This is a genomic window from Agrobacterium sp. 22-223-1 (genome assembly GCF_053522385.1).
In genome coordinates, this window is the sequence record NZ_JBNWCN010000004.1 from 304148 (window position 1) to 329807 (window position 25660).

General features: G+C 61.6%; 23 protein-coding genes. 12 read left to right on the forward strand and 11 right to left on the reverse strand.

Going from position 1 to position 25660, the window contains the following annotated elements; all coding sequences use genetic code 11:
• Nucleotides 1–78 precede the first annotated feature (78 nt).
• From ACQZ60_RS18875 to ACQZ60_RS18885, 3 genes are read left to right on the forward strand one after another with little or no spacing between them, the layout of a single operon-like run.
• On the forward strand, nucleotides 79–1542 hold the full coding sequence (locus ACQZ60_RS18875) for an aldehyde dehydrogenase family protein (RefSeq protein ID WP_031234532.1): 1464 nt from the start codon (nucleotides 79–81) through the stop codon (nucleotides 1540–1542).
• 13 nt (nucleotides 1543–1555) lie between these two features.
• Nucleotides 1556–2599 carry a tartrate dehydrogenase gene (locus ACQZ60_RS18880; RefSeq protein WP_020813303.1) on the forward strand — a complete coding sequence of 348 codons (1044 nt, stop codon included), beginning with the start codon at nucleotides 1556–1558 and terminating at the stop codon, nucleotides 2597–2599.
• Between the two features lie 15 nt (nucleotides 2600–2614).
• Complete coding sequence (locus tag ACQZ60_RS18885; RefSeq protein ID WP_020813304.1) at nucleotides 2615–4072, forward strand: NAD-dependent succinate-semialdehyde dehydrogenase; 1458 nt, start codon at nucleotides 2615–2617, stop codon at nucleotides 4070–4072.
• A 259-nt stretch (nucleotides 4073–4331) separates the two neighbouring features.
• On the opposite strand, the gene ACQZ60_RS18890 is transcribed toward ACQZ60_RS18885, so the two are convergent.
• Genes ACQZ60_RS18890 through ACQZ60_RS18900 form a run of 3 tightly spaced genes read right to left on the reverse strand, consistent with a single transcriptional unit; the run spans nucleotide 4332 to nucleotide 6648 of the window.
• A complete protein-coding gene (locus ACQZ60_RS18890) occupies nucleotides 4332–5606 on the reverse strand; it encodes an NAD(P)/FAD-dependent oxidoreductase (RefSeq protein WP_020813305.1) in 1275 nt (424 codons plus the stop codon).
• A 15-nt stretch (nucleotides 5607–5621) separates the two neighbouring features.
• Entirely contained in the window at nucleotides 5622–6290 is a 669-nt protein-coding gene (locus ACQZ60_RS18895; protein ID WP_031234533.1) for a haloacid dehalogenase type II, read from the reverse strand.
• Between the two features lie 7 nt (nucleotides 6291–6297).
• Complete coding sequence (locus ACQZ60_RS18900; protein WP_147401565.1) at nucleotides 6298–6648, reverse strand: hypothetical protein; 351 nt, start codon at nucleotides 6646–6648, stop codon at nucleotides 6298–6300.
• Between ACQZ60_RS18900 and ACQZ60_RS18905 the strand changes: the two genes are divergently transcribed.
• The 7 genes from ACQZ60_RS18905 to ACQZ60_RS18935 all read left to right on the forward strand — a co-directional run bounded on the left by ACQZ60_RS18905 (nucleotide 6613) and on the right by ACQZ60_RS18935 (nucleotide 15059).
• Nucleotides 6613–7449 (forward strand): GNAT family N-acetyltransferase, encoded by an 837-nt coding sequence (locus ACQZ60_RS18905; protein WP_020813307.1) that lies wholly within the window; start codon nucleotides 6613–6615, stop codon nucleotides 7447–7449. The genes ACQZ60_RS18900 and ACQZ60_RS18905 overlap by 36 nt on opposite strands.
• Nucleotides 7450–7463: 14 nt before the next feature.
• Complete coding sequence (locus tag ACQZ60_RS18910; protein WP_020813308.1) at nucleotides 7464–8837, forward strand: aspartate aminotransferase family protein; 1374 nt, start codon at nucleotides 7464–7466, stop codon at nucleotides 8835–8837.
• 256 nt (nucleotides 8838–9093) lie between these two features.
• Complete coding sequence (locus ACQZ60_RS18915; protein WP_003524662.1) at nucleotides 9094–9807, forward strand: HAD-IA family hydrolase; 714 nt, start codon at nucleotides 9094–9096, stop codon at nucleotides 9805–9807.
• A 92-nt stretch (nucleotides 9808–9899) separates the two neighbouring features.
• The gene (locus tag ACQZ60_RS18920; RefSeq protein WP_020813309.1) at nucleotides 9900–11510 is read left to right on the forward strand and encodes an ABC transporter substrate-binding protein; all 1611 of its coding nucleotides are present in this window, start codon (nucleotides 9900–9902) and stop codon (nucleotides 11508–11510) included.
• Nucleotides 11511–11602: 92 nt separating this feature from the next.
• On the forward strand, nucleotides 11603–12553 hold the full coding sequence (locus tag ACQZ60_RS18925) for an ABC transporter permease (protein WP_003524664.1): 951 nt from the start codon (nucleotides 11603–11605) through the stop codon (nucleotides 12551–12553).
• The gene (locus tag ACQZ60_RS18930) at nucleotides 12553–13404 is read left to right on the forward strand and encodes an ABC transporter permease (RefSeq protein ID WP_035264215.1); all 852 of its coding nucleotides are present in this window, start codon (nucleotides 12553–12555) and stop codon (nucleotides 13402–13404) included. Before ACQZ60_RS18925 ends, ACQZ60_RS18930 begins: the two co-directional genes overlap by 1 nt.
• Entirely contained in the window at nucleotides 13404–15059 is a 1656-nt protein-coding gene (locus tag ACQZ60_RS18935) for an ABC transporter ATP-binding protein (RefSeq protein WP_020813310.1), read from the forward strand. Before ACQZ60_RS18930 ends, ACQZ60_RS18935 begins: the two co-directional genes overlap by 1 nt.
• A gap of 216 nt (nucleotides 15060–15275) precedes the next feature.
• On the opposite strand, the gene ACQZ60_RS18940 is transcribed toward ACQZ60_RS18935, so the two are convergent.
• The gene (locus tag ACQZ60_RS18940) at nucleotides 15276–15752 is read right to left on the reverse strand and encodes an Lrp/AsnC family transcriptional regulator (protein ID WP_003506856.1); all 477 of its coding nucleotides are present in this window, start codon (nucleotides 15750–15752) and stop codon (nucleotides 15276–15278) included.
• Between the two features lie 230 nt (nucleotides 15753–15982).
• Here ACQZ60_RS18940 and ACQZ60_RS18945 point away from each other — a divergent pair, with 230 nt between their 5' ends.
• Nucleotides 15983–17308, forward strand: coding sequence for an NAD(P)/FAD-dependent oxidoreductase (locus ACQZ60_RS18945; protein WP_035264212.1), 1326 nt, complete (start codon nucleotides 15983–15985; stop codon nucleotides 17306–17308).
• Between the two features lie 7 nt (nucleotides 17309–17315).
• Here ACQZ60_RS18945 and ACQZ60_RS18950 read toward each other — a convergent pair whose 3' ends face one another.
• Genes ACQZ60_RS18950 through ACQZ60_RS18960 form a run of 3 tightly spaced genes read right to left on the reverse strand, consistent with a single transcriptional unit; the run spans nucleotide 17316 to nucleotide 20132 of the window.
• Entirely contained in the window at nucleotides 17316–18467 is a 1152-nt protein-coding gene (locus tag ACQZ60_RS18950; protein WP_020809920.1) for an NAD(P)/FAD-dependent oxidoreductase, read from the reverse strand.
• Nucleotides 18460–19842: an FAD/NAD(P)-dependent oxidoreductase gene (locus ACQZ60_RS18955; protein ID WP_020809919.1), complete on the reverse strand. Its 1383-nt coding sequence runs from the start codon at nucleotides 19840–19842 to the stop codon at nucleotides 18460–18462. The genes ACQZ60_RS18950 and ACQZ60_RS18955 overlap by 8 nt, the downstream gene beginning before the upstream one ends.
• Nucleotides 19821–20132 carry a (2Fe-2S)-binding protein gene (locus tag ACQZ60_RS18960; protein WP_020809918.1) on the reverse strand — a complete coding sequence of 104 codons (312 nt, stop codon included), beginning with the start codon at nucleotides 20130–20132 and terminating at the stop codon, nucleotides 19821–19823. Before ACQZ60_RS18960 ends, ACQZ60_RS18955 begins: the two co-directional genes overlap by 22 nt.
• 113 nt (nucleotides 20133–20245) lie before the next feature.
• Here ACQZ60_RS18960 and ACQZ60_RS18965 point away from each other — a divergent pair, with 113 nt between their 5' ends.
• A complete protein-coding gene (locus ACQZ60_RS18965) occupies nucleotides 20246–21169 on the forward strand; it encodes a LysR family transcriptional regulator (RefSeq protein ID WP_020809917.1) in 924 nt (307 codons plus the stop codon).
• 67 nt (nucleotides 21170–21236) lie between these two features.
• On the opposite strand, the gene ACQZ60_RS18970 is transcribed toward ACQZ60_RS18965, so the two are convergent.
• From ACQZ60_RS18970 to ACQZ60_RS18985, 4 genes are all read right to left on the reverse strand, one after another.
• Nucleotides 21237–22172 carry an ABC transporter substrate-binding protein gene (locus tag ACQZ60_RS18970; RefSeq protein WP_020809916.1) on the reverse strand — a complete coding sequence of 312 codons (936 nt, stop codon included), beginning with the start codon at nucleotides 22170–22172 and terminating at the stop codon, nucleotides 21237–21239.
• Between the two features lie 143 nt (nucleotides 22173–22315).
• On the reverse strand, nucleotides 22316–23254 hold the full coding sequence (locus tag ACQZ60_RS18975) for an ABC transporter substrate-binding protein (protein WP_448735877.1): 939 nt from the start codon (nucleotides 23252–23254) through the stop codon (nucleotides 22316–22318).
• A 23-nt stretch (nucleotides 23255–23277) separates the two neighbouring features.
• Nucleotides 23278–25083: an amino acid ABC transporter permease/ATP-binding protein gene (locus ACQZ60_RS18980; RefSeq protein ID WP_448735878.1), complete on the reverse strand. Its 1806-nt coding sequence runs from the start codon at nucleotides 25081–25083 to the stop codon at nucleotides 23278–23280.
• 13 nt (nucleotides 25084–25096) lie between these two features.
• Entirely contained in the window at nucleotides 25097–25651 is a 555-nt protein-coding gene (locus ACQZ60_RS18985; RefSeq protein WP_142780521.1) for a GNAT family N-acetyltransferase, read from the reverse strand.
• Nucleotides 25652–25660: the final 9 nt, after the last annotated feature.

A 25660-nucleotide genomic window follows, 5' to 3' on the forward strand; every position in this document is an offset into this window, starting at 1 on the left:
TCACCGCCCGCGCCGCAGTCGGTCGATGCTGCTTGCCATCAGGGATTAGCGTTGGGGCATATCCAAAGAGGATTCCACATGACGCTCAGCTTCGATCCAGACAGCTTATCCCTGCCGATCGGCCACTTCATCGGCGACCGGCTGGTTCCGGCGGCAAACGGCATCGACATGCACCGCCCCTCGGATGGCATCGAATATGCCGGTTGCCCCAAGGCGGATGCGGCGCTGGTCGATGAGGCAGTGCAGACTGCCAAGGCCGCGTTGAAGAGCAGCAACTGGGGCGGCGTGCGCCCGCGCGAGCGCACGAAGGTCTTGCAGCGCTGGGCCGACCTGATCGAGCAAGAGGCCGAGACGCTGGCGAAAATCGAGGCGCTGTCCTCGACGCGGCCGGTGGGCCAGCTGATCGCCGGCGATATCGCCGTCACCGCCGAACAGATCCGCTTCTTCGCCGAATTTGCCGACAAGGAAGGCGGCGATCTGGTGCCGACCGACGATGCGAGCCTCGGCATGATCATGACCGAGCCCTATGGCGTCGTCGGCGCCATCACACCATGGAATTTCCCCGTCTCCATGGCCGGCTGGAAGCTCGGCCCGGCACTCGCGGCAGGCAATGCCGTGGTGCTGAAACCGTCTGAAATGACGCCCTTCTCCAGCATCTTCATGGCGCAGCTGGCGATCAAGGCCGGATTGCCGGCAGGTCTCATCAACATCGTGCTGGGCGACGGGCCCGTGACCGGCAATGCCATCACCGGACACCCTGATATCTCCAAGGTCAGCTTCACCGGCTCCACCGCCGCGGGCGCCGCCATCATGGCCAATATCGCCCGCACCGGCATCAAGCCCATGACGCTGGAACTCGGCGGCAAGAGCCCGCAACTGGTCTTTGCCGATGCCGATATAGAGAAGGCGGCAGCGGCCATCGCCGGCAATATTCTCTCCAATGCCGGGCAGGCCTGCGTGGCGGGCTCGCGCATCATCGTCGAGGAAAGTGCGGCGGATGCCCTTTCCACGGCCATCATCGCCCGCATGAAGGCGGTGAAACCCGGCCCGACCTGGGACGAGACGACGCAATATTCGCCGATCATCTCCGAGGTGCAGCGCAAGCGCATCGACGGCATCGTGCAGGCGGCGGTCGCCCATGGCGGCGAATGCCTGACCGGCGGCGCGATCATGGACGGTCCCGGCTATTTCTATCAGCCGACGCTGATCGCCAATGTCGACCAGACCTCTCCTGCCGTCACCGAGGAAATCTTCGGGCCGGTGCTGACGCTGCAGACCTTCCGCACGGAAGAAGAGGCTCTGGCGCTTTCCGACCATCCGACCTACGGTCTGGCGGCGGGTCTTTTCAGCCGTGACGTCTCGCGCGTCATGCGCCTGTCCCGCGCCATTCAGGCGGGCACGATCTGGGTCAACCGTTATGGCCGCTCGCGCGACCACATATTGCCGACCGGCGGTTACAAACGCTCCGGCATCGGCAAGGATCTCGGACGCGAGGCCTATCTCGCCAACCGCAAGAGCAAAAGCGTCCTTATCGGACTGTAACAGGGGTAATGTCTTGAAAACGCATCGCATCGCACTCATTCCCGGAGACGGCATCGGCAAAAGCGTAACGGACGCCGCATGGCAGGTTCTCAACGCCGCCGCCAAAACCTCCGGTTTTGCGCTTGAAGGAACGGAATTCCCCTGGTCCTGCGCCTTCTACAAGGAAACCGGCGCGATGATGCCGAAGGACGGCATCGAAACCCTGCGCAGCTTCGACGCCATCCTGCTCGGCGCGGTCGGCTGGCCGGCGGAAGTGCCGGACTCTGTCTCGCTGCACGGCCTGCTGCTGCCGATCCGCAAGGCTTTCGTGCAATATGCCAATATCCGCCCGCACCGGCTTCTGCCCGGTGTGCAGGGGCCTTTGAAGGCCGATGGCTTCGACATTCTCTGCATCCGTGAAAACACGGAGGGCGAATATTCCGGCGCCGGCGGCCGCGTGCATCAGGGCACCGACGATGAAGTTGCCGTCGAAACCTCGATCTTCACCCGCAAGGGTGTGGAGCGCATCCTGCGCTTCGGCTTCGAACAGGCGCAGAAGCGTCGCGGCAAGCTTGCCTCCATCACCAAGTCCAATGCCCAGAAATATTCGATGGTGTTCTGGGACGAGGTGACCCACAAGCTCGCTGCCGAATATCCCGACGTCGAGGTTTCCAGCTACCACATCGACGCCATGGCGGCCCGCATGGTTATGGCCCCGGAAAGCCTCGATGTCGTGGTCGCCTCCAACCTCTTTGGCGATATTCTGACCGACCTCGGCGCAGCCATTCAGGGCGGCCTCGGCTTTGCCGCCTCCGCCAATATCAATCCTGACCGCAGCGCGCCCTCCATGTTCGAGCCGGTGCACGGTTCGGCCCCGGATATCGCCCATCTCGGCATTGCCAACCCCATCGCCGCCATCTGGTCCGGCGCGATGATGCTCGAGCATCTCGATGAAAAGGACGCGGCCGTGCGTATCATGACGGCGCTGGAAACGGCGACCGGCCGGGGTATCGGCACGGTGCCGGGCAAGGACAAGACAGACGCCATCACCGCCGCAATTCTTGCGGCGCTCGACTGATTTCGGAGAATTATGATGCAGGGCTTGAAGGACAAGGAACTCTTTCGCCAGACGGGCTTGATCGGCGGCGCATGGAAGGCGGCGGCATCGGGCAAGGCGGTCGACGTGATCGACCCGGCGACGCAGGCGGTAATCGGCACCGTGCCGGATATGGGCGGCGCGGAAACCCGCGCGGCCATCGAAGCCGCCAACGCCGCCTTCGGCCCGTGGAAGAAAAAGACCCACGCGGAGCGCGCAGCGCTTCTCGAAAAATGGTTCGCGCTGATGATCGACAATGTCGACGATCTCGGCCTGATCCTCACCACCGAACAGGGCAAGCCGCTGGATGAAGCGAAGGGAGAAATTCGCTACGGCGCATCCTTCGTCAAATGGTTCGCGGAAGAGGCTCGTCGTATCGGCGGCAGCACCATCCCTTCACCGACGCCAGACCGGCGTATCGTGGTGCTGAAAGAACCGGTCGGCGTCTGCGGCATCATCACGCCGTGGAACTTCCCGAACGCCATGATCACCCGCAAGGTCGCGCCCGCACTTGCGGCCGGCTGCACCGTTGTCATCAAGCCTTCGGAATTCACGCCCTATTCGGCGCTGGCGCTCGGCGTGCTTGCCGAACGGGCCGGCATTCCCGCCGGCGTCATCAACATCGTCACCGGCATGCCTACGGAAATCGGCAACGAAATCATGGCCAACGAGACGGTTCGGAAAATTTCCTTCACCGGCTCCACCCGTGTCGGCTCGCTTTTGATGCGCGGTGCTGCCGACAGCGTCAAGCGGCTGTCGCTGGAACTGGGCGGCAATGCGCCCTTCATCGTGTTCGATGATGCCGATCTCGATCTCGCCATCGAAGGCGCGCTGGTTTCGAAATTCCGCAATGGCGGCCAGACCTGCGTCTGCGCCAACCGTATTCTCGTGCAGTCGAGCGTCTATGACGCGTTTGCGAAAAAACTGGCGGATCGCGTCGATGCCATGCGGGTCGGACCCGGAACCGAGGCAGGCGTTTCCATCGGCCCGATGATCAACGAACCGGCCATCGCCAAGATCCGCGCCCATATCGATGACGCCGTTTCCAAGGGCGCGAAGGTCATTACCAAACCACATGATCTGCCGGAAGGTCCGCAATATACCGCCCCCGTGGTGCTGACCGGCGCCACGACCGGGATGCGGCTGGCAAGCGAAGAAACCTTCGGACCGGTGGCACCGCTCTTCCGTTTCGAGACGGAAGAAGAAGCCATCGCCATCGCCAACGGCACGCCCTTCGGCCTCGCCGCCTATTTCTATACCGAAAGCCTGAAACGCGCCTGGCGCGTGGGCGAGGCGCTGGAATTCGGCATGGTCGGCCTCAACACCGGCGCAATCTCCACCGAAGTCGCACCCTTCGGCGGCGTCAAACAATCCGGCCTCGGCCGTGAGGGCGCACAGGTCGGCATCGAGGAATATCTGGAAATCAAGACGTTTCATATTGGCGGGCTTTCCTGAGCCCGCTTCCTTCTCCCCGCCTAAAGGGCCGCTCTGCGGCCCTTTTTTTTGTGTGGAGGCAATAAAACGGCCGGACAGCTGCTGTTAGATTGATGGAACGCCCACAAACCTCTCCTCCGTCATGCTCGGGCCTGTCCCGAGCATCTGCTACCGATTGATTTTGCGATAGGTGGACAGATCCTCGGGATAAGCCCGAGGATGACGTCGAATGTGGAGGATGGTTCGTAAGAAGCCTGAGCGACAGGAAAGCGACCGCACTCTACTGAATCTTGTCCAGCATCTTGTAATAGAGGCCCACGACCGGCAGGAACCACGGCTTGCCGAAATGGCCCGGCACCGCCGGCCATTCCAGTCCCTTCAGCGGGTTGTTATCCGGCCGTCCGAGAATGGCGTCAGCCATGATCATGCCGAGATGGGTGGAAAGCTGCGCACCGTGGCCGGAATAGCCCATGGCGTACCAGACGCCGTCGTGGAAACCGGCGCGCGGATAACGATCCTTGGTCATGTCCACCAGACCGCCCCAGCAATAATCGATCGGCACATGCGAAAGCTGCGGGAAGATGCGATGCAGGCTTTCCGTCAGGATCGCACCGCTTTTGGCATCCGAACGCTGGTCCGACGTGGCGGAAAAGCGCGCACGGCCGCCGAAGATCAACCGGTTATCCGGCGCGAGCCGGAAATAATTGCCGATATTCATCGAGTTGACATAGGTGCGGTTGCCCGGAACCGAGGCCTGAACCTCGGCATCCGTCAGCGGCCGCGTGGCGATGATGAAACTGCCGACGGCGATGATGCGGCGACGGAAATAACCGAAGCCGGACGGCGTGTAAGCGCCGGTCGCCACCAGAACATTGTCGGCCGTCACCTTGCCGCGCGAGGTTTCCAGTTCATGGGTCCTGCCGTTCTGGATGTGCTTCGTCACCGCCGCATTTTCGAAGATCACCGCGCCATGACGGCTGGCGGCTTCGGCAAGGCCGGCCACATAGCGACCCATATGCATCATCGCGCTCTTCTTCGAAAGCATGGCGCCATAAAAGGGCGAACCGATCTCCGACTTGAGATCGGCTGCGGAAAGAAGCGCCGTGTCGGGATCGACCTCGGCATGCAGCGCCTCGAAATTCTTCGCCAGACCTTCGAAATGCTGCGGCTTGGAGGCAAGCTTCAGCTTGCCCGAGCGGCGGAAGTTGCAATCGATGCCTTCCTCAGCGATCAGCGCCTCCAGCGTATCGATGGAGGAATCGAGCGCCCTGTAGAGGGCGATCGCGCGCTCCTTGCCAAGCTCGGCCTTGGCGGAGAGATAGGAATGGGCGAGACCATTGTTGAGATGCCCGCCATTGCGGCCGGAGGCGCCCCAGCCGACCCGCTCCCCTTCAAGAACGACCACCCGCGCGCCGGCCTTGGCCAGCTGGCGCGCGGCCCCGAGACCGGTGAAACCTCCACCGATGACGGCGACATCGTAATGACCTTCGACGGGACCTTGCGCGGCACCTGAAAATTGCGGCGCGGTATCGTGCCAATAGGAGACGAACTTCATGGTCCCGACCTTTCCTTACAATCCAACCACGCCTGCCAGGCCGGAAATATCGGCGATTTCGACATAACCGTAATAGGGATTGGCGGGCTCGTGACCACGATTGACCCAGACCTTGTTCTTGATGCCGAGATCATGGGCCGACATCAGATCGTAACGGAACGAGGAGGAAACATGCAGCATGTCTTCCGGACCGCAGCCCAGCATGTCGAACATATATTCGAAAGCCTTGAAGCGCGGCTTGTAGGCCTGTGCCTGCTCAGCCGTATAGACAGCGTGGAAGGGCGCACCGAGCTTTTCGACATTCGACATGATCTGCGAATTCATGGCGTTGGACAGGATGACGAGGGGAATTTCCTTCGCAACCTTGGCAAGCCCGGCCGGAACATCGGCATGCGGGCCCCAGGTCGGAACGTGCTCGTAAACGAAGGTGGCATCTTCATCCTTGAAGGCCACGCCATTGCGCTTGCAGCTGCGCGAAAGCGAATTGTGAACCACCTGGGCGTAGGGCTTCCAGTCGCCCATGATCTCATCCAGACGATAGGCCGCAAAATTCTTGATGAACTGCTGCATCTGCGCTTCATCGAGACGATCGCCATAAAGATCGCGGGCGGCCTCTGCCATCTGGAAATTGATCAGCGTGCCGTAGCAATCGAAGGAGATGTATTTCGGGCGGAAGATGGTCATGTCGTCGTCATCCTTGCTTGGGGATCGGCCGTGCCGGAATGAATTGATCATAGAAAGCCTTTGCCCGGTCGACGCACCGCAATTGCCATTCGCGGAAGCAGATTGTTGCGTATGCAGCCGCCAGTTTGGCAGAGAGTTGCGTCGAGGCAAACCGGAAGCCGCCGCCGGTCCCCGGTTTACAGCCAGGTGCGGACAAGATGCGGCATAAGATGCGGCGGCGGATAAAAGCAACAGCGAAACATATCGAACCTTCCCATTTGTCGGGACAATCTTCTTTCGGCATCGGTCTATCAATGAATAAGCAGAAAAACGGAGTTCCGGCATGCAGGCGAGCCTGATCGATATCCAAACGTTTCAACCGGACCACCTCGACGCGGCCGTTGAACTTTCCCGCCAGGCCGGCTGGCCGCACCGGAAAGAAGACTGGGCGCTGGTCCTTTCCCTGAGCAAGGGTTTCGTCGCGCTGGAAAACGGGCGCGTCGTCGGAACCGCCATGGCGACGATTCTCGGAGACACCTGCGCCACCGTCAATATGGTGATCGTGGACGAGAGCATGCGCGGCCGCGGCCTTGGACGCCAGTTGATGGGCGCTGCAATGGACGCAGCAGAAAATCGCGAGTGCCGTCTTGTAGCCACGGCCGACGGCCTGCCCCTTTATGAAAAGCTGGGCTTCGCCGCCTGCGGCGAGGTGCTCCAGCATCAGGGCATTCCGGCCGCGACCGACAGGCCGGAAGGTGTCACCTGGGCGGAAACCATTGATCCGGCCGAACTCGCCGCGCTCGATGCGCAGGCTTTCGGTGCGGATCGCACGGCCCTCTTTGCAGCACTTGCCGAAAGGGCGCGTTTCGCACTCGTGCAGGAACAGGGCGTCATCAAGGGCTTTGCAGCACTTCGCGCCTTCGGGCGCGGCGAAGTCATCGGCCCGGTCGTCGCGGAAAATGCTGAAATCGCGAAAGAACTGATCGCATTCGTGTTTTATGAACGTCCCGGCGCATTCCTTCGTGTGGACACCACGGCCGACACGGGCCTGGCCCCCTGGCTTGCCGAACGCGGTCTTGGCCATGTCGGCGGCGGCATCGCCATGCGCCGGTCGAAAACCGAAATCCCCGCTGACAAAAAACTGAAAACATTCGCATTGACCAGCCAGGCGCTGGGCTGAATCGGGAGAGACCCATGTTAAGCAATTCACTCATCGAACTGGATCGCGCCCATCTGGTGCACCCTGTCTCTTCCTTCCGCGGCCATGAGAAGCTGGGCGTGCGGGTACTGCAATCGGCACGCGGCGCAACCGTCACCGATATTACCGGCCATCAGCTCATCGATGGTTTTGCCGGCCTGTGGTGCGTCAATGCCGGTTACGGCCATGACAGCATCGTCGAGGCGGCGGCAAAGCAGATGCGGGAATTGCCCTATGCGACGGCCTATTTCGACATTGGCAGCGAACCGGCCATTCGGCTGGCCTCGGAACTTGCCGACCGCGCACCGGGCGATCTCAACCACGTCTATTTCACGCTTGGCGGCTCCGATGCGGTGGACAGCACCATTCGGTTCATCCGCTATTACTGGCATGCCAAGGGCCAGCCACAGCGCGACCAGTTCATTTCCATCGAACAGGGTTATCACGGCTCCACCACCGCCGGTTCGGGCCTCACCGCCCTGCCCGCTTTCCATGCCGGTTTCGGCGTGCCTTACGACTGGCAGCACAAAATCCCGTCGCATTACGCCTACCGTAACCCGGTGGGAAGCGACCCGGCCGCCATCATCGCATCCTCCCTGCAAATCCTGAAGGACAAGATCGAGACGATCGGTCCGGACCGCGTCGCCGCCTTCTATGCGGAGCCGATCCAGGGTTCCGGCGGGGTTCTCGTGCCGCCTCCCGGCTGGGTCAAGGCCATGCGCGACCTCTGCCGTTCCTATGGCATCCTTTTCGTCGCCGACGAAGTCATTACCGGCTTTGGCCGCACGGGGCCGCTGTTTGCCTGTGCCGACGAGGACATCGTGCCGGACTTCATCACCACCGCCAAGGGCCTCACCTCCGGCTACGTGCCGATGGGCGCCGTCTTCATGGCGGACCACGTCTATGATACAATAGCCGACTTCGCAGGCGAGGCCGCAATTGGGCATGGCTATACCTATTCCGCCCATCCCGTCAGCGCCGCCGTCGGTCTCGAAGTGCTGAAACTTTACGAGGGCGGGCTGCTGGAAAACGGCCGCCGCGCCGGTGAAAGGCTGATGGCGGGGCTTGAGAGCCTGAGAAGCCATCCGCTGGTCGGCGATGTCCGCGGGCGCGGCATGCTCGCCGCCGTCGAACTCGTGACCGACAAGGACAAAAAGACCCCGCTGCCGGCCGCTGCGGCCCCCGCACGCAAGGTTTTCGACCGCGCCTGGGAAAACGGCCTGATCGTGCGCGCCTTTGCGAACGGTATTCTGGGTTACGCGCCGCCGCTCTGCTGCACCGACAGCGAGATCGACGCCATCATCGAGCGGACGCTGAAGACCCTCGACCAGACGCTCGAAGACCCCGCGGTACGGGCCGCCATGGCCTGAGGCGATAGCCGGGTGGCGTTGCGGCACCCTCTCGAAATGTCGCAATGCACCGCATATTCGCAATATTCTGCCGAAGAGCCGATCCATTTCGGCGAATCCGGCGTGCCGAAAGTGCCAAACTATTAATGCAAACGGCACTAAACGCCATAAAAAAGGGCGTAATCGCAAATGGGAACGGGGCAAGGATCCCGTCCGGGAACAGAATAATCTGCCGCAGGCTCCCCAAGAGGCCGAGGCGGCAAAGCGGAGACCGACATTGCCCAAAAAACTGAGCGACTTCAAATATATGAGCTTCGACGTGGTGGGGACCCTCATCGATTTCGAAGGCGGCCTGAAATCGACGCTGGCCGCAATCGGCGCGGAAAACGGCGTGGAGGTCGATGGTGAAAAGGCGCTCGCGCTTTACCGCGCGGCCCGTTATTCCGACGCGACCGACCTGTTTCCGGATGACCTCGTCCGCGTATACCTGATTATCGCTCCCGAACTCGGCCTGCCGGCGGAACGCGCATTCGGTGAACGCCTGCGCGATGCGGCAAAAAGCTGGAAAGGCTTTGAAGACAGCCGCGCCGCCATGGCCGAGCTTGCCAAGACGCATCGCCTCATCGCCATGACCAACGCCCAGCGCTGGGCCTTCGAATATTTCTCGAAGGAACTCGGCAATCCCTTTCATGCCGCTTTCACCGCGGATGACACTGGCACCGAAAAACCCGATCCCGCCTTTTTCGAAAAGGTTTTTGCCTTTGTGGAAAGCGAAGGCGCATCGAAGGACGACATTCTGCACGTCGCGCAAAGCCAGTACCACGATATCGGCATTTCCCGGAAACTGGGCATGACCAATTGCTGGATCGAGCGTCGCCACGCCCAGAAGGGATATGGCGGTACGATCGAGCCGGAAAACTTTACCGAGCCGGACTACCACTTCACCTCCATGGCCGGCCTTGCCGAAGCAGTGAAACAGACGGGCGGCTGAGCCGCCCCGCCAATGGCGTGCCGCGAACTGGGATGCGGCAGCCGGAAATTTCTTCAGACGCATTTCAACAAATCATACAAAAGGGGAAGACCATGAGTGACAGGATTACAAACTGGACCCGCTCCGACGATGCCGCCGTTGAACAGGCGATCCGGCGCGGCGCAACGCGGCGTGAGCTGCTTCACATGCTGCTGGCGGGCGGCGTCGCCCTTTCCGCCGGTTCGGCCATCCTCGGCCGCGCCTCTGGCGCCGTGGCCGCAACGCCGGTATCCGGCGGCACGCTGAAAGCTGCCGGCTGGTCCTCCTCCACCGCCGATACGCTCGATCCGGCGAAGGCTTCGCTGTCGACGGACTACGTCCGTTGCTGCGCGCTCTATAACCGCCTGAGCTTCCTCGATGCTTCGGGCACGCCACAGATGGAGCTGGCCGAGTCGATCGAATCCAAGGACGCCAAGACCTGGACCGTGAAGCTGCGTTCCGGCGTCACCTTCCATGACGGCAAGTCGCTGACCGCTGATGACGTGGTCTATTCGCTGAAGCGCCATCTCGATCCGGCAGTCGGCTCCAAGGTCGCCAAGATCGCCGCCCAGATGACCGGCTTCAAGGCTGTCGACAAGAGCACCGTCGAAATCACGCTGGCCAGCGCCAATGCCGACCTGCCGACGATCCTTGCCATGCACCATTTCATGATCGTCGCCGATGGCACGACCGATTTTTCCAAGGGCAACGGCACGGGCGCCTTCAAGATCGAAAAATTCGAGCCGGGCGTGCGCTCGATCATGGCCAAGAATACCAATTACTGGAAATCGGGCGGGCCGCATGTGGACAGCTTCGAGTTCTTCGCGATCTCGGACGACAATGCCCGCGTGAACGCGCTTCTTTCCGGCGACATCCAGCTCGCGGCCTCCATCAACCCGCGTGCGCTGCGCCTGCTCGACAAGCAGGACGGTGTCGTTCTTTCCAAGACGACATCCGGAAACTACACCAACCTCAACATGCGTCTCGACCAGGCGCCAGGCAACAATGCCGATTTCATCGCCGGCATGAAGTCGATCGTCAATCGCGAGCAGATCGTCAAGGCGGCGCTGCGCGGCCTCGGTGAAGTCGGCAACGACCAGCCGGTTCCGCCGATGAACCCCTACCACAATCCGGACCTGAAGCCGAAAGCCTTCGATCCGGACAAGGCGAAGTTCCACTTTGAAAAAGCCGGCCTCATCGGCCAGTCCATTCCGGTCATCGCATCGGATGCGGCAAGCTCGTCGGTCGACATGGCGATGATCATCCAGGCTTCCGCCGCCGAAATCGGCGTCAAGCTGGATGTGCAGCGCGTGCCTTCGGACGGCTACTGGAGCAATTACTGGCTGAAGGCGCCGGTCCATTTCGGCAACATCAACCCGCGCCCGACACCGGATATCCTGTTCTCCCTGCTCTACGCTTCCGACGCACCGTGGAACGAAAGCCAGTACAAGTCGCCGAAATTCGACAAGCTGATGCTCGAAGCACGCGGCATGCTCGATATGGACAAGCGCAAGCAGATCTACTTCGAACTGGAAACGATGATCGCCGACGAAGCCGGCACCATCATTCCCGCCTATATTTCGAACGTCGACGCCATCACCTCCAAGCTGAAGGGGCTGGAAGCCAATCCGCTCGGCGGCATGATGGGTTATGCCTTTGCGGAATACGTCTGGCTCGAAGCCTGATAGACCATGGAGCCGGGCGCGAAAATGCGCCCGGCAGCCTTTCCGTCGTTGCGGAAAGCCTCCACAATCAGGCACGTCGCAGGAGCATGTGAATGAACAGCCGGATATTATCCCTTATCGCCAGGCGGCTGGTCGTCATGCTGACGACGCTGCTTATCGTGTCGTTTATCGTCTTTTCCGCTACCAGCCTGCTGCCCGGCGACACGGCGACGATCCTTCTTGGCCAGGCGGCGACGCCGGAGGCCGTGGCCGGCCTGCGCACCGCCATGCATCTCGACGACCCTGCCCTCCTGCGTTTCGTCCGCTGGCTTCTCGGCCTGCTGCAGGGCGAACTCGGCACATCCTACGCCAACAACATGGCGATTGCCGATCTTATCGGTCCGCGCTTTGTCAACTCCATGAAGCTTGCCGGCATTACCACCATCATCGCCGTGCCGCTGGCGCTGACCCTCGGCATCAGCTCCGCCATGTTGCGCGGAACGCTTTATGACCGGGCCGTCACCGTGCTGACCATCGGCGTCATCTCGGTGCCGGAATTCATGATCGCCACACTCGCCGTGCTGCTTTTCGCCGTCTATCTGAAATGGCTTCCGGCGCTGTCGCTGGTCAGCGAGGTTCACACGCTTTTCGATGTTCTGCGGGTCTATGCCATGCCGGTCATCACGCTGACCTTCGTCGTTTCCGCACAGATGATCCGCATGAGCCGCGCCGCCGTCATCGAGACGCTGGATACGCCCTATGTGGAAATGGCGCTTTTGAAGGGCGCGCCGCGCATGCGCATCGTGCTTCGCCATGCGCTTCCCAATGCGCTCGGTCCCATCGTCAATGCGGTGGCGCTGTCGCTTTCCTATCTCGTCGGCGGCGTCATCATCGTCGAGACGATCTTCAATTATCCCGGCATCGCCAAGCTGATGGTCGATGGCGTCGCAACCCGCGACCTGCCGCTGATCCAGAGCTGCGCGATGATCTTCTGCGTCGGTTATCTCCTCCTCATCACGACGGCGGATATCATCGCCATCATGTCCAATCCGAGGCTGCGCTGATGGCCGACAATATCAAAACAACTTCGGGGACCTCGCGTTTGGGTTACAAGATCAACGCAGTCGGCGTTTTCGGCTTTCTCGTCATTTTTGTCTGGGCCATGGTCGCAATCTTCGCGCCCTATCTCATTCCGCATCCGGTCGGTGAAATCGTCGATCTCGATTATTTCGGGCCGATGACCTCCGATCTCTGGCTCGGTTCCGATTATCTCGGCCGCGACGTGTTTTCCCGCATTCTCATGGGCGCGCGTTTCACGGTCGGCATATCGCTCGCCGCCGTCACCGTCGCCTGCACCTCCGGCGTCGTGCTCGGCATGTGCGCCGCCGTCATCGGCGGCTGGTTCGATGCGGCGCTGAGCCGGTTTCTCGATGCGGTGAATTCCATTCCGAGCAAGCTTTTCGGCCTCGTGGTCGTGGCCGCCGTCGGCTCTTCCATTCCGGTGCTGATCATCACGCTCTCGGTCATCTATACTCCGGGCGCCTATCGTTTCGCCCGGGCGCTCGCCGTCAATGTCAACACGATGGATTTCGTCACCGTCGCCCGGGTGCGCGGCGAAAGCCTGTTCTACCTCATCGGCTCTGAAATCCTGCCGAACATCGTCCGGCCCGTACTGGCCGATCTTGGCGTGCGCTTCGTGTTCATCGTGCTGCTTCTGTCGGGCCTCTCCTTCCTCGGCCTCGGCCTGCAGCCGCCGAATGCGGACTGGGGCGCGCTGGTGCGCGAGAACATCGGCGGCCTACCGTTTGCGGCCCCTGCCGTCATCTTCCCGTCGCTGGCCATTGCCAGCCTGACGATCAGCGTCAACCTGCTGATCGACAATCTGCCGCAGAAAATCCGCGACAGGAGCGAATAATGAGCAATCTCGTTGAAATCCGTGGACTGAAAGTCGAGGCCACCACCGATTCCGGCCGCCGTATCGACATCATCAAGGGCGTGGACATCGACATCGCCGATGGCGAAATCGTCGCGCTGATCGGCGAAAGCGGTTCCGGCAAGACCACTATCGCGCTGACCCTGATGGGCTATGCCCGGCCGGGCTGCCGCATTTCCGGCGGCAGCGTCAAGGTGGCGGACCAGGACATGGTGCAGCTTTCCGAGGCTGAACGCGCCAAAGTCCGCGGCACGAAAGTGGCCTATGTGCCGCAAAGCGCCGCCGCCGCCTTCAACCCGGCGCAGAAAATCATCGATCAGGTCATCGAAGTCACCCGCATCCACCATCTGATGCCGCCGCAGGAGGCACGCACACGCGCGGTGGAACTTTTCAAGGCGCTGTCACTGCCCAACCCCGAGACCATCGGCGAGCGTTACCCGCATCAGGTGTCCGGCGGCCAGCTTCAGCGCCTCTCCGCCGCAATGGCGCTGATCGGCAACCCGAAGCTGGTGATTTTCGACGAGCCCACCACCGCGCTCGACGTCACGACCCAGATAGAGGTGCTGCGCGCCTTCAAATCGGCAATGCGCAAGAACGGCATCGGCGGCGTTTATGTTTCGCACGATCTCGCCGTCGTCGCCCAGATCGCCGACCGGATCGTTGTGCTGAAAGGCGGCGAGGTTCAGGAAACCGGTACGACCACGGATATCCTCGAAAATGCCCAGCATCCCTACACGAAGGAACTGCTGACGGCCTTTCACGACAAGGCGCGTGTCATCACACCCGCCAAACAGGAGCAGGCAACGCCGCTGCTGGATATCGAAAAGCTGATCGCCGGTTACGGAACGAAGGGCGAAGACAAGATGCCGCTGGTGCGTGCGGTGGATAGCGTCAGCCTTTCGGTCTATCCCGGTCGCAATCTCGGCATCATCGGCGAGTCCGGTTGCGGAAAATCGACGCTGGCGCGCGCCATTGCCGGCATTCTGCCGGCGGCCGGCGGCCATGTCATCTTCGAAGGCCGGGAACTGGATGCGGATGCCCGGCGTCGAACCGGCGACCAGCTGCGCCGGATGCAGATCGTGTTCCAATATGCCGATACCGCACTCAACCCGTCGAAACCCATCGAGGATATTCTCGGCCGGCCGCTGACCTTCTATCACGGCATGAAAGGCAAGGCGCGCGACGCCCGGATCGATGAGCTTCTCGATATGGTGAAGCTGCCGCGCTCGGTGCGTCACCGCCACCCCTCCGGCCTTTCCGGCGGGCAGAAGCAACGCGTCAATTTCGCCCGCGCACTAGCCGCCGAACCCTCGCTCATCATCTGCGATGAAATCACCTCGGCGCTCGATACCGTGGTCGCGGCCGCGATCATCGATCTTCTCGGAGAACTGCAGCGGGAGCTGAACCTCTCCTACATCTTCATCAGCCACGATCTTTCGGTGGTGGAAACCATCTGCGACGAGATTGTCGTGATGTATGGCGGGCAGAAGGTGGAGCATCTGGAAACCGAAGCGATCAAATCGCCCTCCCACCCCTATTCGAAACTGCTGTTCTCCTCCGTGCCGAAACTCGACCCGACATGGCTCGACAATCTCCAGCAGGATGCGGAACTGGTGCGGGCGTTTTCGAAAAGGTGAGCTGGACGAATGCCAAACAGGTAAGAGAACCTCTCCTCCGTCATGCCGGACTTGACCCGGCATCCAGCCACGACGCGTCTGCGTCGTGAAAAGAGTATCATGCAATCAAAGACTTGATCACGCTGGACCCCGGATCAAGTCCGGGGTGACGGAGGGTGAATGCAACGCCTTCCCAAACCCAGCGGTTCTGCGGATGCCTGAGGCGCACCCTCCATTTCACAGCGGAAACAGGCTGGTCAGCGGCATATGCGATTTGATGATCGGCGATTTCAGCACCACGAAGCTGAAATATTTGTCGATGCCCACGTCCATATCGGTCAGCCGCTCCATGATCGACTGGTATTCGACGATGCCAGAGGTGACGAATTTCAGCAGGTAATCGTAACCGCCCGAAACGAGGTGGCATTCCACCACCTGGTCGATCTTTTCGACAACGCCGAGGAAGCGGGCGAAATCGATCTGGCGATGGTTCTTGAGCGTGATTTCCGTAAACACCGTCAGCGTCTGGCCGAGCTTGTTGATGTTGATCTGCGCCGAATAACCCTCGATATAACCTTCCGCCTGCAGCTTCTTCACCCGCATCAGGCAGGGGCTTGGCGACAGATTGACAAGCTCCGCCAGCTCGACATTGGTGATGCGACCGTTTTTCTGCAATTCGTAGAGGATCTTGATATCGATCCGGTCAAGTTTCATCACGTGCGGAACCCCTTTTTTGTTTTTTGAACACGCGGCATAAAATTCTGGCGCGGCAAAGGAAATCTTACCACATGGGCGAGCCCTGTCGACGTGGGGATATTTTTTTGATGCAGCATAAAGAGTTGCAGAGGCGTCGCCCAACAGCAGGAGATTCCGGCAAGAGGCCCAGTCTGGCAGCGTTTACACGCCGGCTGAGGTAAATTAGGACGAATACAAGGAGTCCGACCATGCCCGCCCCGCTGCAACAGATCACGACATCGCCGGAACTGCCGAGATCCGCAGACGCCGTCATTATCGGCGGCGGCATCGTCGGTGTCTTCGCCGCCTATTATCTTGCCCGACGCGGCCTGAAAGTGGCGCTGGTCGAGAAAGGCCTGATCGGGGCTGAGCAATCCAGCCGCAACTGGGGCTGGTGCCGCCAGCAGAACCGCGACGCCCGCGAATTGCCGATTTCCACCAAGAGCCTGGCGCTCTGGGAAGAGTTTGGCGCAGAGAGCGGCGAGGACACGGGTTTTCGCCGCTGCGGGCTGTTTTACCTGAGCGACAATGAGGCCGAACTTGCCGGCTGGGCGCGCTGGCGCGACTTTGCCATTACCGCAGGCGTGACGACCCATATGCTGAGCGCCGATGAGGCGAGCGAACGCGGCCGATCCACGGGAAAGCGCTGGAAGGGCGGCGTGTTTTCGCCGACGGACGGCACGGCCGATCCTTCCATGGCGGCGCCCGCCGTGGCGCGCGCCATCATCAAGCTGGGCGGCACGGTGCATCAGAATTGCGCCGCACGCGGGCTTGAGACGGAAGGCGGCCGGGTCAGCGCCGTCGTCACCGAAAAAGGCACGATCCGCACCAAAACCGCCATCATGTCCGGCGGGGCCTGGGCGTCGTCCTTTTGCCGGCAGCTCGGCATTCGTTTCCCGCAGGCCTCCGTCCGCTCTTCCATCCTCTCCGTCACGCCGGGTGCGGAGGGGCTGCCGGATGCGCTGCACACCGCCGCCGTTTCGGCAACGAAGAGAAAAGACGGCGGTTACACGCTCGCCATCAGCGGGCTGGGGCGCATCGACCCGACGGCACAGCAGATGCGGTTTGCCCGTGAATTCATCCCGATGTTCCTCAAGCGCTGGCGAAGCCTGCGGCCGGGCGGGCTGGAAGGCATTCGCGGCGGCCACGAGACGCTGAAACGCTGGCGGCTCGATGCGCCGACGCCGATGGAACGGGTTCGTATTCTCGATCCGAAACCCAATGCCGCCGCCATCCGCGAGACCCATAGAAGGGCGCTGGAGCTTCTGCCCGCCCTCGGCAAAACGCAGATTTCCGCCGCCTGGGCCGGTTTCATCGACAGCACGCCCGATGGCGTGCCCGCCATTGGCGAAACCAACGAATTGCCCGGCTTCATTCTTGCCGCCGGTTTCAGCGGCCACGGTTTCGGCATAGGGCCGGGCGCCGGCCATCTGATCGCCGATATCGTGACGGGCTCGAACCCGATCGTCGATGCCGCCCCCTATCACCCCAGCCGTTTCCTGAATTCGTCCTGGGGCAAGGTCGCGGATTTCTGACCCTCCCTTAATGGGATGCGGCAGGCTGACCACGACGAAAACGGCCGATGTGAAAATCCGCAATCGGCGTCGTGGTCTTTCCGGTCGCTATCAGCTCCGCCATCACGTCGCCGACGCCCGGGCCGATCTGGAAGCCGTGGCCGCTGAAACCGAAAGCGTAATAGAGGCCGGAGGTTGCGGCACTGTCTCCCATGACCGGCAGATCGTCGGCCATATAGCCTTCCACGCCGGACCAGGTGCGGATCAGCCGGGCATGGCGCAAGGCGGGTGCCAGCCGCAGAAGCTGACGCAGCTGGGCATCGAGCCCGGCGGGATCGTATTTCGCCCGGCGTTCGTCCAGCGCGGCGGCGCATCGTTTCACCCCACCGAAAATGACATTTCCGCGCGGGATTTGCCGCATATAGATCACTTCGCCGGGAATTTTGGTGGAGACGCCAACGACCGGGTGAATGAACCATGGCAAGGGTTCCGTCACGCCCATTTGCGGGCCGGCCACTTCCAGCGGTACCGCCTCCCCCAAAGCACCGGCAAACCCGCCGCCCCATGCGCCGCTGGCGACCAGCACCACGGGCGCGCGATAATCCCCTTCCGCCGTCGTCACCCGGAAATCCTCACCGGCCTTTTCGATGGCCAGAACCTCGCAATTTTCCACGATTGTTGCACCGTCCCGCCGCGCCGCGCGGGCAAAGGCGGGCGCGACGAGGCGCGGATTGGCGTGACCGTCATGCGGCGACCATGATCCGGCCACCGCTTCCGGTCCGATGAAGGGGAATTTCTGCCGGATGACCTCGCGCGGGAGGATATGCAACTCCAGACCATATTGTGCGGCATCGTCGCGGTATTTCTCGACCGTGGCGATCTGTTCTTCCGTCCAGAGAAACCGGATATGGCCGACGGGCATGAATTCCACATCCGCACCGGTCAGTTGCGGGATGCGGCTCCAGATATCCCGCGATCTGTTGGCGAGCGGAAGCTGCCCGAGGTAACGGCCCTGACGGCGGACATTGCCGAAATTGGTGCCGCTCGCCTGCTGACCGACAAGGAAACGCTCCAGCAGAATGACGCTGACGCCCCGTTGCCGCAGGAAAAACGCCGTGGCGGTTCCGACAATGCCGCCGCCGACAATAATGACATCCGCCTCCGCAAGCGCGTTACGCATCATCGTCTCCCCTCGCAATCGCCAGCGGCAAGGGTTTTACCGGCGCCTGCCCGCGCAACCGTCCCGCCGATTCCACCGGCAGACCAGAGGCGGCGGCGACAATCTCCTGTCCCGCCTGCCCGCAGAACCGCCCCTGGCATCGGCCCATGCCAGCCCGCGAGAAAGCTTTCGAGCGATTGACTTCCGTTGCGCCCTTGCCGGTGACGCTCGCGCGCAGCTCTCCCGCCGTCACAACCTCGCAGCGGCAGATGATCGTGTCGTCGGCAAGTGTCTGCGCCAACAGATGCGGCCAGGGGAAGGCTCGAGCCATTCCCTGCGCAAAGCGCCTCGCAGCTCTCAATTGCTTCCGGCAGCGGCCGATCTCCGTGCGGGATGGCTTCAAGCCTTGATCCTCAAGGAGCGCGAAGGCGGCAAGCCGGCCGGAGGCTTCCGCACCATCTGCACCGAGAATACGCACGCCGTCGCCCGCCAGATAGACATTCGGCACCGAACTGCGCCCCATATCGTCCACATCCGGCAACCATTGCCGGATCGGCGGATGAAAGGAGAAGCGGCAACCGGCAAGATCGGCAAGCTGGCTTTCCGCCCGCAGATGATAGCCCGTACCGACCGCATCGCAGGCGAGGCGTTTTTCGTCACCGGACGCATTCCGGTAGCGAATGCCGGTCACGCCGCTCTCGGCGTCACCGATAATCTCTATCGGCACAATGCCTCGCTTGATCCTTACCCCGCCAGCCAGCAGCGCCCCAACGAGCCGCATGCCCTTGAGGAGCTGCGTTGGCCGCGCCATCATTCCCGGCAGACCCTTGATCTGCGTGGAAAACGGTGTGGTATCCAACACCGCCACGGGGGCCGCGCCTGCCTTCATGTATTGATAGGCAACGAGATAAAGCAGCGGTCCCGTGCCCATGAAAACCACCCGCCGGCCTATCGCACAGGCTTGCGCCTTCAGGGATATCTGCGCAGCGCCAAGCGAAAAACATCCCGGCCTCGTCCAGCCCGGCAAAGGCATGATGCGGTCGGTCGCACCCGATGCGATGATAAGGGCATCGAAATTGAGAGCTTCGGATGTCTCGGCGCGCTGAATATGAATGCGATTGTCGCGGATTGCCCATGCGAGGGTCTGCGGCCGGTAATCGATGTGGTCTGAAAGCCCGTCGAATGCCTCGTGCAGAGCCTTCGCCTTATCCGCTTCCGTGCCGTAAAGGGCCGCATAGGAACGCCGGAAATTTTGCGGCTGGCGGCGATAGATCTGGCCGCCGCTGCGATCTCCCTCATCGATGACGACGGGGCGGAGCCCCGCCCGCACCAACGCCTCGGCGGCACGCGTACCGGCGGGGCCGGCGCCCACGATCACGACGCGCAAATCTGCCATAACCCCTCCGGAACCTCGGTTCTGATATCCATGCCCGGGAGGACGGGGGTGGAACAGGCACGCAGCCGCTCACCTTCACCCGTCCAGACCCAGCAATCCTGACAGGCGCCCATCAGGCAGAACCCCGCCCGCTTGCCATCGGCGAACTCGGACAAACGGGCAAAGCCGCGCGAGAGCATCAGCGCCGTCAGCACTGTGTCTCCCTCCAGCGCCTCGACCGGCATGCCGTCGATCAGGACAGGGCAAGCCGCGCGTCGCTCTTCGGCGATGCGCCTGAATCTGGCCAGCATCCGCGTTTCCTTTCCCGAAACCTTCGCAGGCACCTCTCCTGCACCCTCACAGATTTCCACGGCAGAAGGTTTGCCGCCAATCGCAAATGGTCGCTTGAACAGAACCTTGGGTTATGGAAGAGATGACGCCGGAGGTTTCCATGAACGCCCGACAGCTTGAAATTTTCCGCGCCATCATGCGCGACGGCTCCGTGACGGCGGCCGCCAATTCGCTTGCCGTTTCCCAGCCCGGCGTCAGCAAGGTGCTGCACCATCTGGAAAGCCAACTGGGTTACAAGCTGTTCGAGCGCATTGGCGGGCGGCTGGTGCCGACGATGGAAGCACATCTGATCTATGAGGATGCCGACCGGGTTTTTCGCGAACTTGAAGTTCTGAAAAAGCTGACGCGCACCATTGGCGAGCGCAAGCTCGGCCTTCTGCGCATCGGCGCCAGCCTGCCGGTCACCTATTCCGTGCTGCCCGAGGCGCTGCTTGCCTTCCGGCAGGCGCATCCGACGGTCAAAATCCATCTCAACGCCCTGCCCAAAAAAGAGATTGCCGAACAATTGCTGCTGGGAGACATCGATTTTGCGGTAACGCTCTCCACCATTCAGGCGCCGACGGTGCGCAGCGAAATTCTCGCCTCCGTACCGGTCGTGGCGGTGATACGGCACGATGATCCCCTGGCCGAAATGATGACGGTGACGCCCCGCGACCTCGCCGGCAGGCCGCTGATTTCCTACGGCAACCATGCGGACGAGATCGGCCCGCAGCTGAACGAGGTCTTCGAACGCGACGGGCTTGTGCGGGATGTCTCGGTGCAGGTCACCTCATCGGTCGGTGCCGTGCCGCTGGTACGCGGCGGCATCGGCATCGCCCTTGTCGACGGCCTGGTGCGCTGGAACAGTTTCGAGGGAGTGACGGTGCGCCCGTTCATGCCTGAAGTGACGATGAATGTCGCCGTTTCCACCAACACGGCCCGGCCGCTCTCGCGCTTCTTCAAACCCTTCGTCGGTGAATTGCGAAAGCTCTTTCGCGCCCTTCCCGCGCAGAATTGACGGACAAAACAATACCCGCAAGGCCTGAGCCTGCGGGTATTGCAGTCCGCCGCATGTGTTCGAACGATCAGCTTTTCGGCAGGCCGGGCGGGTTGGTCCGCGATTCCGGCAGGGCTTCTTCCGATAGCTGCCAGCGATCCAATATCTTCGCGTAAGCGCCGCTCTTGATCAGATCGTTGGTGGCAAGCGTCAGCGCATCGGCCAGTCCCGATCCCTTGCGGGTGGTGATGGCGACATCGGAACGCTCCGGCCAGCCGGCCGAGAGCGTGCCGACACGCTTGATTGTCTTGTCGCGCGCGGCGATGAAGACCAGCTGCGCATGCGGCTGGACAATCACATCCGCCCGCCCCGCTGAAAGGGCCACAAGCCGGGTCGCTTCATCATCGTAATATTGCAGCTCAATCGGCTTCAATCCGGCGGCAACGTTCTCGTCGCTCCATTTCAGCAGAATGCGCTCCTGATTGGTGCCGGCGCCGACGATGATCCTCAGGCCGGCCGCGTCCTTCGGCTCGCGGATGGCGGTTATGCCGCTGTCTGCCTTGACGAAAAATCCGTGCAGGCCCTGACGATAGGTGGAGAAATCGAACTTCTCCTTGCGCTGCTCGGTAACGCCCACATTCGAGATCACCGCATCGTATTTGCCGGAGGCAAGCCCCAGCGGCCAGTCCGCCCAGGCGACCGCCACCAGTTCCAGCTCCAAGCCGAGGCTGTCGGCTACCGCAAGCGCATAATCGGGATCTGCGCCGACCACCGTTTTTGCATCCGTCGCATAGGTCGCGAGCGGCGGTCCGCCGGGTGCGACCGCGACCGTGAGTTTGCCCGGCGTGACGAATTTGAAATCCTTCGGAACGGCGGCAATTGCGCCGGGGTCTTTTTCGACCCGGATGCGGCCGGGCTGATCCGGCGACAGGTCGAAGACATCGGTTGCGAAAGCCGACCCAAGACCGACGATGGAGAAAAATGCGCCGAGCGTGGCGGTGGCGAGACGAGAGGTGAAGGTCATTGTGGTTTCCCGATAGGATGATTGCGGGACGGAGGTGGCGCGAGCGGGAGGATGCCCGCGCCACCGGCTGAGTGATGTCCCACCTTCAACTCAGCTTTTTGGCAACTCAGCTTTTGGCAACTCAACCTTTGGAAAATCTGGCCTCAGCTCTTGGGCAGGCCGGGCGGATTGGTGCGGGATTCGGTGATGGCTTCGGAACCGAGATTCCAGCGGGCAAGAACCTTGCCGTAATTGCCGTTCTTGATCTGGGCGTTCAGCGCGGCGGTGATGGCCTCGGCTATGCCTGCGTCCTTTTTCGAAGCGACGGCGATCTCGGCCGCTTCCGGCCAGCCGCCGGAGAAGGTGCCGACAAGCTTCGTCTTCTTCTGGCTTGCCGCCTGAAAGGCAGAGGTCGCGTTGGGGCCGAGATAGGCATCCGCACGGCCGGATTGCAGGGCGACGTCAAGCACGGCCTGATCGTCGTAATATTGCACCTCGGTATCGGCCAGCCCCTTCTCCTTGTTGTCCTTGATCCATTTCAGCAGGATCTGCTCCTGATTGGTGGCGGCTCCGACGATGACCTTCAGCCCTGCGACATCCTCCGGCTTGCCGATGGATGTGACCTTGCTGTTATTGCCGACGTAAAAGCCGAGCAGATCGTTGCGGTAGCTGGAAAAATCGAATTTTTCCTTGCGGGCTTCCGTCACCGTGATGTTGGAAGTAACGGCGTCATATTTGCCGGATGCAAGACCGAGCGGCCAGTCCGCCCAGGCGATGGGAACAAGCTGCAGCTCAAGGCCGAGGCTGTCGGCGACCAGCTGGGCGATATCCGGCTCCACGCCTATCGGCGTTTTTGTGTCGCTCGCATAATCCACCAGCGGCAGGCGGAAGGGAACGGTCGCGACCGTCAGCTTTCCATCGGCAATGAACTTGTGGCCGGCGGGCAGAAGCTTGATTGCCTCTTCCACCTTTTCGGCGCGCACCCGCCCCTTCTGCTCAGGCGACAGGTCAACCTCCTGCGCATGCGCGGCCGGGATGAATGCAGCGGTGGCGGTGAAAAGACCGCCGGCAAGCAGGGACAATAATTTCGATGAAAATGCCATGTGAGTGTTTCCTTTGTTGTTGATTAGAGAACTTTTGCAAGAAATTCGGCCGTGCGCGGGTGGTCCGGCTTGTTGAACACTTTCTCCGGCGTGCCCGTTTCGAGAATGCGGCCCTGTTCCATGAAGACGACCCTGTCGGAGACTTCGCGGGCAAAGCCGATTTCGTGGGTGACGATGATGAGAGTGACGCCGGAGCGGGACAGCTCCTTGATGACATCCAGAACCTCATTGACCAGCTCCGGGTCGAGCGCGGATGTCGGCTCGTCGAAGAGCAGCACCTTCGGCCGCAGCGCTAAGGCCCGGGCAATCGCCACGCGCTGTTGCTGCCCGCCGGAAAGCTGGCGGGGGTAAGCACCGGCCTTTTCGGCCAGACCGACGCGGGCCAGAAGATCGCGCGCCTCGGCTTCCGCCTGTTCTTTCGATATGCCGCGAACCACGACCGGCGCTTCGGCGATGTTCTCAAGCGCCGTCAGATGCGGGAACAGGTTGAAGCTCTGGAATACCATGCCCACTTCGACGCGGCGCTTCAGAATGTCCTTTTCCTTCAGCTCATAAAGCGTGTCACCTTTCTGGCGATATCCGACCAGTTCACCGTCAATGGCGATGAAGCCGTCGTCGACACGCTCCAGATGGTTGATGGAGCGCAACAAGGTGGACTTGCCGGAGCCGGACTGGCCGAGAATGGTGGTGACGCTGCCTGCCGGAATGGAGAGCGTGACATCGTCCAGCACTTTCAGGGTTCCGAAGGACTTGGAAACGCCGTGGATATTGACCGAACCGCCACGATTGCCGAGCTGGAAACTTCCCGTCCTGGCGGCGGCCGGTCGTTCAGGTCTTTCAATGGCGGGCGCCGGCGTCTCCACCGCTTCCGGCAAAGGCTTGCGCGGCAGGAATGTGCGATAGAGCGTGGCAAACAGCGAGGGCGGCGGATTGCGCAACGCGCCGCGCGAAAAATGCCGCTCGATGTGGTGCTGAACGATGGAAAGCCCGGTCAGGATCACCAGATACCAGACGGTGGCGACCATCAGCAGCGGGATCACTTCCAGATTGCGGCGATAGATGATCTGGATCGTATAGAACAGCTCCGGCAGCGCGAGGATATAGACCTGCGACGTGCCCTTTGCGAGCAGAATGATCTCGTTGAAACCATTGGGCAAAATGGTCCGCATCGCCTGCGGCAGCACGATCCGGGAAAACTGTCGGCGGCGCGGCAGGCCGAGGGAGGCCGCCGCCTCGAGCTGACCCTGCTCCACCGAGAGGATACCGCCACGCACGATTTCCGATGAGAAAGCCGCGGCATGCAATGTCAGCCCCAGAACCGCTGCGGCAAAGGGCGTCATCAGCTGCGTGGTATTCCAGCTGAAGAAATTGATGCCGGTATAGGGCACGCCGATCGTCACGGTCTCGTAGAGATAACCGAGATTGTTGAGGATCAGCAAAAGCACGATCAGCGGAATGGAACGGAATATCCAGATATAGGTCCAGGAGATCGCGACAAGCAGGGGCGAACCCGAAACGCGGGCGAGCGCCAGAACCGTGCCGAGCACGAAACCCAGAAAAGCGCCAAGCACGGTCAGCAGCAGCGTCCGGCCAAGCCCCACAAGCACCGGTTCGGCAAAGAACCATTCCGCAAACACGTTCCAGCCCCAGCGGGGATTGCCGAAGACGGAATGCAGGATGGCGGCAATGATGAGAACCGCAAGCACGGTGCCCGCCGTGCGCAGCGGATAACGGGCGGGGACGACGCGAAAATGCGCATAGCCGTGCCTGGCCGGCTCACCCTTCTGTTCGCTCACCGCAACATGCGGAAAATCGGAGGCTATTGTCATCGGAGAAAGCCTTTCAGGGATGAGCCGGTGAAAGTTGCGGCCGGGCGGCCTTTATTGGCGCACCATCCGGGATGGAGGTGGCCGTGTCGGAAAGAAATTTTTCGAAGGGCAACGACCGGATCGTCTCGGGATCGGCCGCGGTATCGAACAAGGCGCGATAACCATTGGTGAGATAAAGGCCGACCGCTTCCGGCTGACGGAAGCCGGTGGTCAGATAAACGCGGGCATAACCCTGCCGGATCGCCTGCTGCTCCAGTTCCCGGAGCACGATTTTCGCAAGTCCTTGCCGGCGATGGGCGGAATGGGTCCAGACCCGCTTGAATTCCGCCGTTTCGTCGTCGTAACGCATGAAGGCGCCGCCAGCGATCGCTTTGCCGTCACGCAGGAGCAGCAGGAAATTGCCCGATGGCGGGCTGAAGGCTTCCGGCGGATATTTGTTCAGCTCCGCCTTGGCCCCTTCCGCATTGAAGAATGTGCCGTAACGGCTGTCATATTCGAACAGCAACTCCTCCAGAAGCGGGGTTGCGAGCGGATCCTTGACCGATGTGTAGAAAAAACTGTCGCTCATGTCCTTGTC

What these genes read in the sequence shown, in the direction of transcription:
- ACQZ60_RS18910 (WP_020813308.1), top strand. Translation starts at nt 7,464, where the DNA reads ATGTTAAGCAATTCACTCATCGAACTGGATCGCGCCCATCTGGTGCAC.
- ACQZ60_RS18950 (WP_020809920.1), bottom strand. Translation starts at nt 18,467, where the DNA reads ATGCGTAACGCGCTTGCGGAGGCGGATGTCATTATTGTCGGCGGCGGC.
- ACQZ60_RS18965 (WP_020809917.1), top strand. Translation starts at nt 20,246, where the DNA reads ATGGAAGAGATGACGCCGGAGGTTTCCATGAACGCCCGACAGCTTGAA.
- ACQZ60_RS18875 (WP_031234532.1), top strand. Translation starts at nt 79, where the DNA reads ATGACGCTCAGCTTCGATCCAGACAGCTTATCCCTGCCGATCGGCCAC.
- ACQZ60_RS18920 (WP_020813309.1), top strand. Translation starts at nt 9,900, where the DNA reads ATGAGTGACAGGATTACAAACTGGACCCGCTCCGACGATGCCGCCGTT.
- ACQZ60_RS18980 (WP_448735878.1), bottom strand. Translation starts at nt 25,083, where the DNA reads ATGACAATAGCCTCCGATTTTCCGCATGTTGCGGTGAGCGAACAGAAG.
- ACQZ60_RS18935 (WP_020813310.1), top strand. Translation starts at nt 13,404, where the DNA reads ATGAGCAATCTCGTTGAAATCCGTGGACTGAAAGTCGAGGCCACCACC.
- ACQZ60_RS18925 (WP_003524664.1), top strand. Translation starts at nt 11,603, where the DNA reads ATGAACAGCCGGATATTATCCCTTATCGCCAGGCGGCTGGTCGTCATG.
- ACQZ60_RS18975 (WP_448735877.1), bottom strand. Translation starts at nt 23,254, where the DNA reads ATGGCATTTTCATCGAAATTATTGTCCCTGCTTGCCGGCGGTCTTTTC.
- ACQZ60_RS18885 (WP_020813304.1), top strand. Translation starts at nt 2,615, where the DNA reads ATGCAGGGCTTGAAGGACAAGGAACTCTTTCGCCAGACGGGCTTGATC.
- ACQZ60_RS18930 (WP_035264215.1), top strand. Translation starts at nt 12,553, where the DNA reads ATGGCCGACAATATCAAAACAACTTCGGGGACCTCGCGTTTGGGTTAC.
- ACQZ60_RS18970 (WP_020809916.1), bottom strand. Translation starts at nt 22,172, where the DNA reads ATGACCTTCACCTCTCGTCTCGCCACCGCCACGCTCGGCGCATTTTTC.
- ACQZ60_RS18955 (WP_020809919.1), bottom strand. Translation starts at nt 19,842, where the DNA reads ATGGCAGATTTGCGCGTCGTGATCGTGGGCGCCGGCCCCGCCGGTACG.
- ACQZ60_RS18895 (WP_031234533.1), bottom strand. Translation starts at nt 6,290, where the DNA reads ATGACCATCTTCCGCCCGAAATACATCTCCTTCGATTGCTACGGCACG.
- ACQZ60_RS18960 (WP_020809918.1), bottom strand. Translation starts at nt 20,132, where the DNA reads ATGCTGGCCAGATTCAGGCGCATCGCCGAAGAGCGACGCGCGGCTTGC.
- ACQZ60_RS18985 (WP_142780521.1), bottom strand. Translation starts at nt 25,651, where the DNA reads ATGAGCGACAGTTTTTTCTACACATCGGTCAAGGATCCGCTCGCAACC.
- ACQZ60_RS18905 (WP_020813307.1), top strand. Translation starts at nt 6,613, where the DNA reads ATGCAGGCGAGCCTGATCGATATCCAAACGTTTCAACCGGACCACCTC.
- ACQZ60_RS18890 (WP_020813305.1), bottom strand. Translation starts at nt 5,606, where the DNA reads ATGAAGTTCGTCTCCTATTGGCACGATACCGCGCCGCAATTTTCAGGT.
- ACQZ60_RS18945 (WP_035264212.1), top strand. Translation starts at nt 15,983, where the DNA reads ATGCCCGCCCCGCTGCAACAGATCACGACATCGCCGGAACTGCCGAGA.
- ACQZ60_RS18940 (WP_003506856.1), bottom strand. Translation starts at nt 15,752, where the DNA reads ATGAAACTTGACCGGATCGATATCAAGATCCTCTACGAATTGCAGAAA.